General features: G+C 44.7%; 12 protein-coding genes. 10 read left to right on the top strand and 2 right to left on the bottom strand.

Annotated elements, in window-relative coordinates; genetic code table 11:
- Positions 1–399: 399 nt before the first annotated feature.
- Positions 400–1,086: a response regulator gene (locus AC58QT_RS15270; protein WP_497409733.1), complete on the bottom strand. Its 687-nt coding sequence runs from the start codon at positions 1,084–1,086 to the stop codon at positions 400–402.
- 35 nt (positions 1,087–1,121) lie between these two features.
- Entirely contained in the window at positions 1,122–2,597 is a 1,476-nt protein-coding gene (locus tag AC58QT_RS15275) for a sensor histidine kinase (protein WP_497409734.1), read from the bottom strand.
- A gap of 127 nt (positions 2,598–2,724) precedes the next feature.
- Between AC58QT_RS15275 and AC58QT_RS15280 the strand changes: the two genes are divergently transcribed.
- From AC58QT_RS15280 to AC58QT_RS15325, 10 genes are all read left to right on the top strand, one after another.
- Complete coding sequence (locus AC58QT_RS15280) at positions 2,725–3,627, top strand: ABC transporter substrate-binding protein (protein ID WP_497409735.1); 903 nt, start codon at positions 2,725–2,727, stop codon at positions 3,625–3,627.
- The gene (locus tag AC58QT_RS15285; RefSeq protein WP_497410030.1) at positions 3,606–4,043 is read left to right on the top strand and encodes a hypothetical protein; all 438 of its coding nucleotides are present in this window, start codon (positions 3,606–3,608) and stop codon (positions 4,041–4,043) included. The genes AC58QT_RS15280 and AC58QT_RS15285 overlap by 22 nt, the downstream gene beginning before the upstream one ends.
- Positions 4,044–4,116: 73 nt before the next feature.
- On the top strand, positions 4,117–5,007 hold the full coding sequence (locus AC58QT_RS15290) for a carbohydrate ABC transporter permease (protein WP_497409736.1): 891 nt from the start codon (positions 4,117–4,119) through the stop codon (positions 5,005–5,007).
- Positions 5,008–5,041: 34 nt separating this feature from the next.
- Positions 5,042–5,923, top strand: coding sequence for a carbohydrate ABC transporter permease (locus AC58QT_RS15295; protein ID WP_497409737.1), 882 nt, complete (start codon positions 5,042–5,044; stop codon positions 5,921–5,923).
- Between the two features lie 7 nt (positions 5,924–5,930).
- Entirely contained in the window at positions 5,931–7,340 is a 1,410-nt protein-coding gene (locus AC58QT_RS15300) for a sulfatase family protein (protein WP_497409738.1), read from the top strand.
- Between the two features lie 15 nt (positions 7,341–7,355).
- Positions 7,356–8,486, top strand: coding sequence for a glycoside hydrolase family 88 protein (locus AC58QT_RS15305; RefSeq protein WP_497409739.1), 1,131 nt, complete (start codon positions 7,356–7,358; stop codon positions 8,484–8,486).
- Positions 8,487–8,888: 402 nt separating this feature from the next.
- On the top strand, positions 8,889–11,144 hold the full coding sequence (locus tag AC58QT_RS15310) for a helix-turn-helix domain-containing protein (protein ID WP_497409740.1): 2,256 nt from the start codon (positions 8,889–8,891) through the stop codon (positions 11,142–11,144).
- A 215-nt stretch (positions 11,145–11,359) separates the two neighbouring features.
- On the top strand, positions 11,360–12,259 hold the full coding sequence (locus AC58QT_RS15315) for an ABC transporter permease (protein WP_497409741.1): 900 nt from the start codon (positions 11,360–11,362) through the stop codon (positions 12,257–12,259).
- A gap of 18 nt (positions 12,260–12,277) precedes the next feature.
- A complete protein-coding gene (locus AC58QT_RS15320) occupies positions 12,278–13,162 on the top strand; it encodes a carbohydrate ABC transporter permease (RefSeq protein WP_497409742.1) in 885 nt (294 codons plus the stop codon).
- Positions 13,163–13,196: 34 nt separating this feature from the next.
- Entirely contained in the window at positions 13,197–14,810 is a 1,614-nt protein-coding gene (locus AC58QT_RS15325) for a type 2 periplasmic-binding domain-containing protein (protein ID WP_497409743.1), read from the top strand.
- Positions 14,811–14,928 lie beyond the last annotated feature (118 nt).

The raw sequence follows: 14,928 nt of genomic DNA on the forward strand, positions 1-14,928 counted from the left end.
TTTTAAGACGCTCTTCTTCTTTTAACCTTTTCCCCATACCGGATCATCTCCCTTATCCCTATTCTAATAAAATGGGTAGGAAGACTCCAGTTTCATTAGGGGGCCTAGGAGAAAATACATCTTTTTTAAGGAGAATAGACCGTTTATTGAGGAATTGCTGCGAAAATACATCCTTATTTAGCGATATTCCATAAAAAGGGTAAATATGGTGGGAAAAGATGCATAATTGCATCTTTGCTATTAGACTACGACTTCTCTAGTGGAAAAAGATGTATATTCGCATCCTTTTTTAGATTCTGACTTTCCGAGGACGGAACAGCCTTGTTTCTTAGCAAAAATAAAAAGGACCGTCAGTTCAAATTGATCTGACGGTTTTTCTTACGATGAATCGAACCTAGACTAGAGCTTCTTCATTACCTCGAAAATGCGTAAATCGTTTATTGTTTGGATGACTAATGCCGAATCGGACATTTGGAATTTTTTGAGAATGGAGTTGATTTGTTTTTTGATCGTTTCATATTCCACGCAGCGCTCCTCAGCAATTTGTTTCCGCTTCTTGCCTTCGCACAGTAAGCGTAGCACTTGTAATTCGCTGGGCGTTAGCTCGGATATGATCTGAATAATGTTCAGCAGGGAGCTTTCGGCTCGCTTCACCCGAGCAAATTCCTCACGAATTTTCTCAGCGATCATGGGACGAATGGGAGAAGCATTCATATAAGCGGCACGCACGGCCTCCACGATTTCAACGTCAGCAGCGTTTTTAAGCAAATAGTCCGTAATGCCTGTTTGGAAGGCTGCAAAGATGAAGTTCTCATCCTTGTGAACGGTGAGTACGATGATTTTCATCTGCGGGTACTTTTCGCTAATTAATTTAGCCGCTTGAATGCCAGCAAACTGAGACTCCATCTCGATATCCATGAGAATCACATTCGGTTGATGAAGCGCTGCTTGAATAACGGCATCGTGTCCCGTTGAAGCACGGGCAACACAAGTAAAATCATCATATTTGGCGAATGTTCTTTCCAGCCTTCTGAGGTGGGCTTCCATATCATCGGCGATGAGAATGCGGATTGGTTGTTGTGTCATTGTGCAGGTTCCCCTTTCATCAGCTGTCCATTCCTCTAGATGATCGGCAGGAACACCGTAAAGGATGTCCCGACGTCTTTCTTGCTTTCTACGACAATCTTACCATCGTGGCCTAGAATGATTTTATGACAATAAGACAAGCCGATTCCCCAATTATTAACCGAAGCTTTTGTCGTGAAAAATGGATCGAAAATGGCTTCCAAATGTTCCTCAGGCACGCCAGGACCGTTATCGGAAATTCGCAAAAGCGCCCAGCCGTTCTGCTGGCTCCGTTCGACCACAATGCGTCCATCCTCTCGGAACTGCAGGGATTCGCTGGCATTGAGGAGCAGGTTATAGATAGCTTCGGTCAAATGAGCGAAATCCATATAGCTGATCGTGTGCTGCGTGCCAGGCGAATATTCGACTTGGCAGCTGCTAGCTTGCTCGCTTAACCGAGCAATAGCCGTTTGAACGGGAAGATCGATGGACATCGGTTGGAGATTCAGGTTCATATTTTTTAATTTATCTGCGGCGTCGTTTATGCTGGAGAGTGCTGTCTGCGACGATTGTAAAATAAGGTTGAGACTATACAGCGACTCACTGTCTGCCTGATGACGCTCTTTCAAATAAGCAGCCTCGGACTGAATGCCAATCAAATGATTCTTGAGTGCATGTGTAAAAGCGCGCGTTCCGAGCGTAGCCGTGTCGAGGCTTTTATTAATTTGAATATCACGGTTTTTACGGTAATTCTCAATGGCATTAAATTTGTAAACGAAGTAAATCATCAAGATTAGGGTTAAATAGATGGCAAATGGAAACACAGGGAGTAGAATCGACTGATAGCCAAGAGGAGGCTGCAGATAGTTGAAATAACCCTTCAAATATGTTTCTTTAACCAATACTTTGGGGGCCCATGAGAAAATGAATAGATGGATGACGACGAGCGGAATAAAAAGCAGAACATGATACAGGGTTAGATTTTTAATGAATTTAATTTTTGGATAATTCAAATAGTAGTTGAAAAGTACGCCAAAAGCAACAAAAAGTATGAGATAACGAAGGCACGTTAAGGCTGTTTCGATCGCGTTAAGGACGACAAGACTATCCATCCAATGGCTCAAGTAGATATGAAAAACAGGATCATAGTACAACGTCTCCACGATAAAAAAGAGGGAGATGCCGCCATAAACCAAACGCTGCTTCGACAGGCTGAGACTGCGGGTGAAGGCCACCGCGAAGCCAAGCAAGGAGCAGTAAAACAGTCCGACACCGACGTTCAGCATGCGAATGAGCCAGTTAGGGTTGAATTTGGTTAATACCAAATAATTCCAAGTGCCAGGGCTGAAATCAAAGAACCCTTGAATGACATTGTAGTAATAATTGAATTTACTTAGGTACAACATGAAGGATACGAACGAAAGCACCCAGCCGATGATGATGCCATACATGAAGCGAGTAGAGGCATGATTTAGCTTTTTATACGTGAACAATATCGTGAAAATAAGCAGGACTAAGGTAACGAACAGCATGGGATCACATCCTTCTCATTGCCAAATGGGGGAATAAAACATTCATCTGTCTGACTCTGTGGCATGTACGTATAATTCAAATTAAGAAAACGCAAACAAATCATATCAAAAAAAGGGTGAGTGTCCAATGAAAAAAAAATTACAGCTCGGTGTAACCGGTACAGTACTGTTAGGATTGCTGGCAGGATGCGGATCCGCTGGGACCACAACAGGAGATAAAAACACAACGTCGCCGGATGCCAAATCAGCACCAGTTAATTTGAGGGCAACGGTCCTTCCGGATGATTTGGAAACGTTCAAAACGGCTTATGCGGAGTTTAGCAAAGAGAATCCGAATATTCAAGTGCAATTCGAAACCATTCCACAAGCACAGTACTATGAGAAGCTTCGCATGCAGCTTTCATCTGGTGAGAATATGGATTTGTTCGGGGGCACGATGGACGTGTTCTTGGACACGGGTATCTTAGAGCCTTTAGATGATTATGTGAAAAAAGCAAATGTAGATGTATCCGGATACGGGCCATTGTACGATGCATTAAAAGTAAATGATAAAGTGTTCGGACTTCCGTATCGGAAATCCAATTGGATCCTCTTTTACAACAAAACATTATTCGACCAAGCTGGCGTTACGTATCCGAAAGCGGATATGACGTGGAACGATTTCCGGGAACTGGCGAAAAAGATGACAAAAGGCGAGGGCTCGAATAAAGTGTATGGGGCTTTCGTACATCCATGGGCACAAACGTGGTATATGCAAGGCGTTCAAGCCGGGGCTTCCATTATCGATAAAGACTTATCCGCATTCAAAAAGGGACTTCAATTCCGTATGGACATGGAAAAAGATGGTTCAATCATGGGCTGGGCAGAGCAAATTACAACGTCCGCTCATTACAACGCTGCTTTCCAAAAAGGCAATGTGGCGATGAATCTCATCGGGGATTGGCATGTTGCACAGCTTAGACAAGCTGAAGTAGAGAAGAAAATCAGTTTGATTGGGATGTTGTACCTATTCCTCATCCAGAAGGTGTAGCTGCGAACACTAGCTTAGCGACACCAGTATCTTTGATGGTTAGTAAGAACTCCAAACATAAAGAAGAAGCGTTCAAAGTGGTTCAGTTCATGACGGGTGCCAAAGGCGCGAAACAATTTGCTGCCAAAGGCTTCCTAACAGGCTTTATCAATGATGATATTCGCAAGACCTATATTGGGGACGGCAGCTTAAAGCCGAAAAACATCCATTATTTCGTGGAACAAAAAGAATATCCTGAATATCCGTTGCTACCAGGGGTGAAGAACATCTTGGTAAACAGCGTCTACAAGCAAGAGGGAGAAATGGCGCTAACTGGCGCACAATCCGTTGATCAAGCGATTCAAAAGATAGGTCAGCGCGTTGCTACAGAGTGGGCAGATAAATATGCGAAGGATTACAAAGCAGGCAAGAACTAAGGAATAAGAACAAAGACAGTCGGGCTTCGCCGAATGAAGGTGAAGCTCGATTGCTTTGATAGGGGTGAAGCAGATGAAGAATTCAAGCAAAGCACTACGACGCAATCGGTTGACAGGGTATACATTTCTACTTCCCAATATACTTGGATTTTTACTTTTCATTTGCATACCGGTTTGCGCTTCCTTCCTCATGAGCTTTACAGAATGGAATGGGTTTGGTGAAATTAAATGGGCTGGCCTATCGAATTATATTCACTTATGGCGTGATGAAACGTTTCGTATCTCCCTGTTCAACAGTTTAATCATGACGGCGGTCTCCGTACCGGTGACATTGCTTCTTGCGATATTGGCAGCAGTCGCCCTCAATAAAGGTTTGAGAGGCGTTAAAATATTTCGGACGGCGATTTTCCTGCCGCACATTACAGCGACGATTGCCGTAGCGGTCGTGTGGCAGCTGCTTTATAATCCCACTATGGGTCCCATCAATGGGGTGCTAAGAAGCATCGGAATTGATCATCCACCTACTTGGCTTGCTTCCACACAATGGGCGCTTGCTTCGGTTATTATCGTCAGTATTTGGCATTCCATCGGTTATTACATGGTGCTCTATTTAGCTGGCTTACAAGGAATTCCTAAGGATCTCTATGAAGCGGCTGAAATTGATGGCGCAGGCAAAGTAAAGCAATTCCGTAATATTACAATTCCTATGCTGTCTCCTGTCATTTTCTTTACCGTCATTATGGGCATTATCAATTCGTTCAAAGTCTTCGATCTGGTGTTCGTTTTAACCAAAGGCGGACCAGGCCGTTCAACGCACATGTTGGTTTACGATATTTATTACACGGCTTTTCAACGCTTTGAGTATGGCTATGCCTCGGCAATGGCTTACGTGCTGTTCACCATTATTCTAATTATTACGCTGATTCAATTTAGAGGACAAAAACGTTGGGTGAACTATTCCTAGCGAGTGGATTGGATGAGAGACAGGAGGAACCGGCATGAGTAGTATGCAATTAGAATCAAGCCAGATAACAATGAGGCTGTCGAGACGTCCACAGATTGGCGGAGTAATTAGAAAAACAGTGGTATATCTTGTCGTGACTGCTGTAGCCTTGTCCATGGTTGTACCTTTCCTTTGGATGCTTTCGGCATCCGTGAAGTCAGAGGCGGAAATATTTAGCTTCCCCATTCAGTGGATACCGAGCCAGTTTTATTGGTCGAATTATAGCAAAGTGTGGACCGAGCTACCATTTTTCACCTACTACTTGAATACGATTAAAATTGCTGTACTGACCACGCTGCTGCAAATTATTACATGTTCCACGGCAGCGTACGCATTTGCCAAAGTGAAATTCCCGGAACGGGATAAATTGTTTTTCCTATATGTGGCGACGATGATGGTACCCTATCAGGTCATGATGATTCCACAGTTCATGTTAATGAAAAAAATTGGGCTTATGGATTCACATTGGGCGTTGATTCTTCTAGGGGCTTTTAGTCCATTCGGTGTGTTTTTGTTTAGACAATTTTTTATGTCTATCCCAGAAGAACTCTCGGAGGCGGCTAGAATTGACGGGCTGAGTGAGTTTGGTATTTATGCAAGGGTCATTCTACCGTTGATTCGGCCGGCGATTGCGAGCTTGACGATTTTCACATTTATGCATGCGTGGAACGATTTCCTCGGTCCTCTGATTTACTTGAATTCGGATAGTTTGTTTACGCTTCAGCTGGGTATGCAGCATTTCCAATCGGAACATGCTACAGAGTACGGCCCGTTAATGGCAGCGGCAGTATGCGCGATTATTCCAACTATTCTCATTTACTTTATGGCTCAAGACCATTTCGTTGAAGGGATTTCCGCAGGAGCGGTGAAAGGGTGAGCCCGACATGAAGCCAAATATCATTTATATGTTTGCGGATCAATGGCGTAAGCAGGCTGTTGGGTTCGTGGGTGAAGATCCCGTTATCACGCCGAATATCGACCAGTTTGCACAGGAGAGTCTGGTATTTAATCATGCGCTCTCTTGTACGCCACTGTGCTCGCCGCACCGGGCGGCGCTCATGACTGGCAAGTATCCGCAATCGACGGGCGTCTATACGAATTGTAAAAATGGTGCAGACATTATGCTGAGTCCTGATGAAGTAGGTGTTGGAGATGCGCTGAAAGCTGCGGGGTATCAAACAGGGTATATTGGCAAATGGCATCTGGATGTGCCTGAGCAGAATGAATGTCCAGAGCCAGAATCCGGTGCACGCGAGTGGGATGCTTATACACCGCCGGGGCCGAAACGGCACGGCTTTGATTTCTGGTATTCTTACGGTGCGTACGATCATCATCTCAAGCCGCATTATTGGAAAGACACGCCGGAGATGATTCAAGTCGATCAATGGTCCTTGGAGCATGAGACGGATGTGGCGCTGGACTTTATCCGGGCTAAAGGGAAGGAACAATCGGATCCGTTTGCGTTATTCGTCTCCTGGAATCCACCGCATAGCCCCTTCGAGCTTGTACCTGAACGCTACAAGGAGCTATATCACGGGAGGGAGCTGAGCTTGCGTCCGAATGTAAGCTCGGAGCAGCTGGCTGCGCATACAGGTGAGCCCTTTAAGAGCGGGGATGAGGCGCTGCTTCGGTACACGCGCGATTATTTCGCTGCGGTATCGGGCATGGATGAACAGTTCGGCCGGATTTGGCGAGAGGTTCAGGATCTAGGCATCGCAGAGAACACGCTGATCGTACTCTCATCGGATCATGGTGAGCTTATGGGTTCACACGGTCTAATGGCGAAGCATTCCTGGCATGAGGAGTCCATTGCAATTCCTTGTGTGATGAGCTGGAAAGGGACGATTGAGCAGGGAAGTACGGATGTGCTTTTTAATAGTGTGGATATTATGCCTACGCTGCTCGGGCTTCTCGGCGTTCCCGTTCCAACGACAGTTGAAGGACTCGATCTGTCTGGTGATCTTCTCGGAACGAGCTATACAGACATATCTTCTGCTTTCATCTGCGCTTTCCCTGGAAGGAAGGATGCGATGGAGCTGTTCGCCTCCGCTGGTTTAGACAATCGGAGATATGGTTGGCGGGGAATCCGCACAAGTCAGTACACCTATGTCGTGCATAAAGGTTATGCGCCTGGCGCTGAGATACAACGGTTATTTTATGATCATGCCAAGGATCCGTATCAGCTCGAACCTGTCATCTTAAAGGAACGACCGCAGATGGAGCTATTCCTAGCTTTAGAAGAAGAATTACAAGCTTGGTTAGATCGGACACAAGATCAGTTTGAACTGGCTTAAGGGAGGATGACAAGAATGTGGCGTGAGGCAATTGAAGACGCAATCGGGAAAGTTCGCAAGAATTTGGAACAGCATCCAGGTACTTTCCCACATATTACGAATGAGAAACGCTATGCATGGTCCGCGAATGAGGATTGGATTGAAGGGTTTCATACAGGACTAACTTGGCTCAGCTATGAGTACAGTCAAGATGACTTTTTTCAAGGGCAAGCGAACCAACAAATTGCTGATTTTAAACAGCGGCTGGAAGCGAAAATATGCTTAGAGCATCACGATATTGGCTTTCTGTACGGGTTGTCCGCACTAGCCGGATGGATCGTAGAGAAGAATGAAAGCGCACGTGAGCTTGCCTTGCAGGCGGCGGATCATTTGCTCGGCAGATGGCGTGAGCAAGGTGGCTTTTTACAAGCATGGGGACCGGAGAACGATGAGAAGAATGGCGGCCGGATCATTATTGATTGCTTGTTGAATTTGCCTTTGCTTTATTGGGCCTCCGAAGTCACTGGCCAATCCCACTATGCCGAAGTCGCTTACAAGCAGGCTGAGCTGTCCAGACGGTATCTGGTGCGTGGCGATGATTCTTCTTATCATACGTTTTATTTTCAAAAGGAGACCGGAAACCCGCTTGGCGGTGGCACCCACCAAGGTTATACGGATGGCTCGACTTGGACGCGTGGACAAGCGTGGGGAATTTACGGATTTGCGCTTTCATACCGTTACACCAAGGATCCTGCGTTCTTGAAAACGGCGAAGCGGTTGTTAAAGTACTTCCTCAATCATTTACCCGAAGATCATGTGGCATACTGGGACTTCAACGTGCCGATTGAGGAGAATACAAGTCGCGATAGCTCAGCGTCGGCGATCACGGCATGCGGAATGCTGGAGCTGTTGGATTTGATCTCGGAAGATGATGTGGATCACAGCTGGATCAAGCAGGGACTGGATCAAACGATGCATTCCCTTGTGAACAAGTATGCAACCATTGGCGAAGAAGCGGAAGGGTTGCTGAAGCATGGTTCCTATCATGTGCGAGGTAATAACGGCTTAGATGACTATATGATTTGGGGCGATTATTACTATTTGGAAGCCTTAATGCGGATGGAGCGGGGGATTCCAGGTTACTGGTACGAACGGAATACGAAGTAAACGCATAAGGGCCAGTCCCAGAAGTCGAGGCATATATATACGTTGGAAAAGTAAATAAAGACCACGCAAGATAAGGTGATGACATCATCTTATCTTGCGTGTTTTTTCATTTTTACTGGAAATAAAGTGATGGTATAACGCTAAAGCGTTGAAATACGCAGGAAACTTCGATTTTGGAGCGTTTAGCGTTATCGCATAACGTTATTGTTCGGCTGGTCGTCCATTAGCACGAATTAGCGTTATCCCGTAACGTTATTTATCCCATCAGCCCAATTGTCACCTGTAAAGGGGTATAAAACATTCACCTGTTGGATGAGGGGTAAAGTATGCATAATGAAATGAAAGTTAGATGGAACGTGTCCTGCAGATGAACTCATATCTCAACCCCAAAGGATGAACGAAATGATGATGAATGCTACGCTACGCCGACGGAAGGTAATGACCGTCTTTAATCGCTATTTGCTTTCGTTTATTTTGCTGCTCTTTGTACCCCTTCTTTTATTGGGGATTACGGGGTATTACCAACTAACCACAATTGTCGGGGACGAAATGGAGAGAAACAATCAAGCATTGCTGAATTCCCTCCAAAATGAGGTGGATAACAAACTTATTCTGATGAATAAGCTAGCGATTCAGATTACGGAATCTCCCGAGTTGTCACCGTACACCCTGTCACAGGATATGTTTAGTGAGTATCAAGGGAAAAAGATATTGGCAGGCATGGCTGTAGATGACAGTATTCGTGAAATTGTACTTCATGTTCGCGGCTCGGAGAAGTTATATTCCTCGTTAAGTACCTATAAAGTGAAAGACTATGTGGACAGCTTTTACCATTTCGCTGAGTGGAAGGAGGAACAATTTTATCATGATCTGAACCAGATTACCTCCACGATGCTTCGGCCGGCAGAAGATGTTCGGATGGATGGGCTACCCGTCCAAAGGTTGATTTCTTATCTGGTGCCAATTCCGATTCGCAATCAGAAACCGTATGGGACTGTCTTGTTTGAGCTGAAAGAAGATTCTTTACTCAAAGGGTTGAATCCGGATTTGCTTTTACAGAACGGTAACGCGATTGTATTTGATCAGAATGGACGGGTCATTTCCGCCTATAAACAAGAGGAGATCTTGAAATCCGAAGGCTTTTACAAGCAAATTGTGAAGGGGGACAATAAAAATCATATTCAGGTATTACAGCACAAAAAATATGTCATCTCGGTACAAAAATCAACGCAAAGCGGTCTGACATATGTCACGATGCTGCCCCATGCTGCTGTCGTAGCCCCTGTTAAAGAAGTCATCTGGAAGTGGATTATTTGCTTGTTTATTATTGGAATCATAGGCTGCGGGTTCGTTTATCTGGTCATGGTATTGAATTATAATCCAGTTAAAAAGTTAGCCCATCTTGTCGAGACGCTGCGCGGTCAATCGCTTCAGAGGACGAACCTATTCGAAGCGATTGGCAGTGCTATCTATGATATAGCCCATTCCAATCAGACATTAGGCCGCAAATTGGAAGAGAATCGGTCCGCCATCAAGGACCATTTGCTCGGCAGCTTACTAAATGGGGAATTTCTAACGCTAGACGAGGTAAACGAGCGGGGCGAGGAAGTTGGCGTGATGTTCCCTTTTGCCAATCTCACCGTGATGATCTTAGAAGTCCCTGTTTCCCAAGCGTTTTATAAGGAAATGCTAATTGCAGAAGTAGAGCGGCAGTTCGGGGAAGATGTCGTCGGGCATGTGAAGATGAGCTTGGAAGCAAGCAGAGTGATTTTCATTTTGTCATGGCGAGATGCCGGAATGGATCGGAAAGCGTGGTTGAATCATCTACATGGACAGATAAGTACAGTGTTGGATGTGCCGATCACGATGGGAATCGGACATAGTTATCAGGAGCTTACGCAAGTCGGACGTTCCTATTTGGAAGCCTCAACAGCAATTGATTATAAAATGATCAAAGGCAATCAGCACGTGATCTTCTTCGAAGATTTGATGGCACATGATCAAGCGGATCTGCTGAATCCTAGACGTATGCTCGACGAATTGGATAGGTTGCTGCAACAGGGGGATACTGCGCGGATCACAGCGGGTGTTCAACAAATGGCTTTGAAAATAAAGCAAAGCGGCATGACGTTGTTCATCGCGAAAGAGCTGTGTTATGACATGAATCGCCTATTTATTTCGTTTATGGAAACAAGACATCCAGGAAACGTAAGTGATAACATGCCCGATATCCTAACGTTGACCGACTATACCACATTGGATGACATTGCCGATTTACTTATCGGAGCATGCACAACGTTATGTCAAGCCCTGGAAGAACCTAAGCAGGCATCACCTGCCATCATGATTGGCCAAATTCATCACTATATTTTGCAATCCTATAGTGATTATGATTTCTCCGTACAAAAGATCGCCGAGCACTTTTCGATATCGTTGTCCTATTTGAGCCGTTATTACAAAGAGCAGACAGGCCGAACCGTCATGGATTATTTGAATGAGGTTCGGATTGAACAAGCGAAACGGATGCTTCGCAACGAGAACAGCTCCGTGAAGGACATTGTGCAGCAGATCGGCTATTATGATGTCTCTAGTTTTATCCGTAAGTTCAAACAACAAGTAGGCTTAACGCCTGGGGAATATCGGAAGCAAAATAAGTAAGAGGTTGTTGCTTGAAATCGCATATGTGCGGTTCAGATTTGACACATGGGGGAGGTAAGCAGGCCCTATATAGATTTCGCATAGTCGGATTAGCGATCTCACTTATTTACCGACGGCCATGCTGATGATTAAATGACGTTATGAAGGCGGATACACACAAGTGAACACGCCAATAACTTCAAGACGAAATCAGATGCCGTGGAGGTGAATCCAACATGTTAGTAAAAAGAATTGTACGTAACTACGATTTATATTTGCTTCTGCTGCCGACATTGGCCTACTTTATTATTTTTCACTATATCCCGATGTACGGTGTGCAGATTGCATTCAAAAACTTCAATCCCATTAAAGGGATTATGGGCAGTCCGTGGGTGGGCTTCGATAACTTCGAGCGCTTCTTTCAATCGTATCAATTGGGAACGATCATTAGAAACACGCTTGGGATTAGTGTATATGAACTGCTCGTGGCGTTTCCTGCACCGATCATTCTCGCGTTAATGATTAATCAATTGACCAATGAGCGATTTAAACGCTTCGTGCAAACGGTTACATATGCACCGCATTTCATTTCCACCGTGGTTGTTGCCGGGATTGTGTATTTGCTCTTATCTCCCAAAACAGGCGCAGTGAATAGCCTGCTCGGTATGTTCCATATTGAGCCGATCTTCTTTATGGGCAGTCCAGAATGGTTTAAGACGGTGTTCGTTTTCTCTGGGATTTGGCAAAATATCGGCTGGGGAACGATCATCTATCTGGCAGCACTGACGGCTGTCAATCCGGAATATCACGAGGCAGCGGTGGTTGACGGAGCATCGAAGCTTCAGCGCGTGTTCCACATTGATATCCCAGCAATCTTGCCGACGGTCATTATTATGCTGATTATGAACATGGGTCATATGATGAGCGTGGGTTTCGAGAAAGTGTATTTGATGCAAAACCAATTAAATATCGATTCTTCGGAAACAATCCAGACGTACGTGTATAAAGCAGGACTTGTCCAAGCGCAGTACAGCTATTCTTCGGCAATTGGTTTGTTTAATACGGTCATCAACTTCATCTTATTGCTGAGCGTAAACCAAATTGCCAAATCGTTAAAACAATCGAGCCTATGGTAAAAGAAAGGAGGGAAATGTATGAAGGTGGCTAAAAATAAGGCGGATTGGACGTTCGACGTGATTAATTATTCGTTGATCATCATCTTGCTCCTACTTGTTGTCTATCCGCTTTATTTCGTAGTAACGGCTTCCGTGACGAATCCGGACGTGGTGTACGCCGGGAAACTGTTGTTTTTACCTGAACAAGTGACATGGGATGGCTACAAAAGGCTATTCTCCGATGCCACCATCTGGACGGGATTTAAAAATTCATTATGGTATACAGTTACTGGTACCACACTAAATGTTGTACTGACGGTGATGGCTGGTTATGCACTGTCTAGATCCGATTTGGTCGGACGCAATGTATTTATGTTCCTACTCGTGTTTACGATGTTCTTTGGAGGCGGGCTGATCCCAACTTACCTGCTAGTGAAAGACCTCGGTTTATTAAATACAACGTGGGCGATGATCCTTCCCAATGCGGTTTCCGTGTTTAATGTCATCATTGTCCGGACCTTTTTTCAATCCAATGTGCCTGCTGAGGTGCTTGAATCGGCGATGATTGATGGCTGTTCGAATACGAAGTTTTTTGTGAAAATCGCGATACCGCTGGCGATGCCGATTGTGGCGGTGATGGTGCTATTCTATGCCGTAGGCCATTGGAATTCCTATTTCCAGGCGTTGATCTATCTGAAAAGCAATGCCTTGCAGCCCCTGCAGATTATTTTACGGAACATTTTAATTATGAATGAAGGCTCTGATTTACAGAATCTAATGGACGGCTCACAAGAGCAGCAGAAGAAGCTAGAACTTATGAAATACGCCATTATCATTGTCTCTAGTTTACCTATGATGATCTTGTACCCGTTTCTTCAGAGATATTTTGTTAAAGGTGCGTTAGTGGGGTCGTTAAAAGGATAAGAGATGAACTATTCGAAGGGACAGGTGCTCACATATGAATCGTAAAGGATCAATAGGGACAATTGCATTAACATTAAGTTTGGCTGTTGGACTAGCAGGCTGTGGAGACAAGCAAGCTGCAACCGTTGATGAGAAACAGACGAAGTCGCAAGTGCCAAGTAATCTGAACGCAACCGATTTTCCCATTGCCAAAGAGAAGCTCACATTAAACATTGCAGCTTTCAAACCACCGTCAGGGAAAGATTTGAATGATTATAAGTTTTTTCAGGATATTGAAGCGAAAACGAACATCCATATTAATTGGAATCTTACCCCGGGAAGCAGCTGGCAGGAAAAGAAAAACCTGTTATTCGCCGGTGGTGAGCTGCCTGACGCTTTCTATGCCCATGGTATTTTGAACGAAGATACCGACGTTGTTAAATATGGTTCGCAAGGGATTCTCATCCCATTGGAAGGTTATATCGATACCTATGCACCGAATTTGAAGAAGCTGCTGCAGGATAATCCGGTTTATAGAAAGCAATTGACGGCGCCAGACGGTCATATTTACTCGCTGCCGACGATTGATGAAACCTATTCACGAACGAAATCAACGATGTTTATCAACAAGAAGTGGTTAGATGAGTTAAAACTTCCAATGCCGACGACGACAGACGAATTGTATAAAACGTTGAAGGCGTTCAAAGAGAACGATATTGGCGGCAATAATAAGAAGGATCAGATCCCGATGTCCTTCCTGCAAAATTGGAATAACGACATCAATTCGTTATTCGGCGCTTTCGGTCAGATCGATCGCGATGTTCATAAATCCGGTAACAATCACCTGTCCGTTGTGAATAACAAAGTGATTTACACAGCTGTGCAGCCAGCATACAAAGAAGCTATTCAGTATGTGAACAAATTGATCACCGAAGGCTTAATTGATCAGGAGAGTTTCACGCAGGATGCGAAGGTATTTAATGCCAAAACGGCAAAAGGGATTGTCGGTGTTGCTTTTGACTGGAATCCAGCCAATCAAGATTACGTCTCACTGCCGCCACTGAAAGGACCAAATGGTCAGAAGCAAGTGTGGGCGGAGTATCCGGCGGGCATTCTACTTCGAGGTTCCTTTGCGATTACAAATGTAAACAAGAACCCAGAAGCAACGATGCGTTGGATTGATAACATGTATGATTCGAAGAATTCCTTACAGTTAAGCAGAGGTGTCATTGGTGGCCAAAGCTTAAAAGAACGTACAGATGGCAAATATGATGTTGTGAACCTTCCGCAAGGGGCGAATGAGGATGATTTCAAACAAGTTCCTCCTACGGCGTACTCTGTGTGGGCCACTACGAAAGCGATTGCTGACATGGCTGTTGCTCCATCATCCGGTAAACGGACCAAAATTGACATTGATAGCGTGTATGCGCCGTTTCTTGTGAATGATGCGTTCCCGAAAGCTTATTTCACGGCAGAAGAAAATGATCAAATTTCTCGTTATTTAACGGATGTTGATGCGTATGTTGCTAAAATGTATGCGAAATGGATGATGTCCGGCGGTATTGATAAAGAGTGGGACGACTACGTGAAGAAGCTGAACGAAATGGGCCTTGATAAAATGATGAAAATTTATCAAACCGTTTATGACCGTTATGAAGCTACGAAATAACGACTGTCGCTTCTCTTGAACAACGACAGGGAAGACTGTTCCATAGTCTAAGGACGAAGGGATGGTCTTTCTTTTCTCATTACAAAGACATCATTACAAAGATCTCATTACAAAGCAC

This window comes from Paenibacillus sp. J31R109 (assembly GCF_059692055.1).

Bases quoted from the DNA above. Each gene is read 5' to 3' on its own strand.
- AC58QT_RS15270 (WP_497409733.1), bottom strand. From the start codon at position 1,086: ATGACACAACAACCAATCCGCATTCTCATCGCCGATGATATGGAAGCC.
- AC58QT_RS15275 (WP_497409734.1), bottom strand. From the start codon at position 2,597: ATGCTGTTCGTTACCTTAGTCCTGCTTATTTTCACGATATTGTTCACG.
- AC58QT_RS15280 (WP_497409735.1), top strand. From the start codon at position 2,725: ATGAAAAAAAAATTACAGCTCGGTGTAACCGGTACAGTACTGTTAGGA.
- AC58QT_RS15290 (WP_497409736.1), top strand. From the start codon at position 4,117: ATGAAGAATTCAAGCAAAGCACTACGACGCAATCGGTTGACAGGGTAT.
- AC58QT_RS15295 (WP_497409737.1), top strand. From the start codon at position 5,042: ATGAGTAGTATGCAATTAGAATCAAGCCAGATAACAATGAGGCTGTCG.
- AC58QT_RS15300 (WP_497409738.1), top strand. From the start codon at position 5,931: ATGAAGCCAAATATCATTTATATGTTTGCGGATCAATGGCGTAAGCAG.
- AC58QT_RS15305 (WP_497409739.1), top strand. From the start codon at position 7,356: ATGTGGCGTGAGGCAATTGAAGACGCAATCGGGAAAGTTCGCAAGAAT.
- AC58QT_RS15310 (WP_497409740.1), top strand. From the start codon at position 8,889: ATGATGATGAATGCTACGCTACGCCGACGGAAGGTAATGACCGTCTTT.
- AC58QT_RS15315 (WP_497409741.1), top strand. From the start codon at position 11,360: ATGTTAGTAAAAAGAATTGTACGTAACTACGATTTATATTTGCTTCTG.
- AC58QT_RS15320 (WP_497409742.1), top strand. From the start codon at position 12,278: ATGAAGGTGGCTAAAAATAAGGCGGATTGGACGTTCGACGTGATTAAT.
- AC58QT_RS15325 (WP_497409743.1), top strand. From the start codon at position 13,197: ATGAATCGTAAAGGATCAATAGGGACAATTGCATTAACATTAAGTTTG.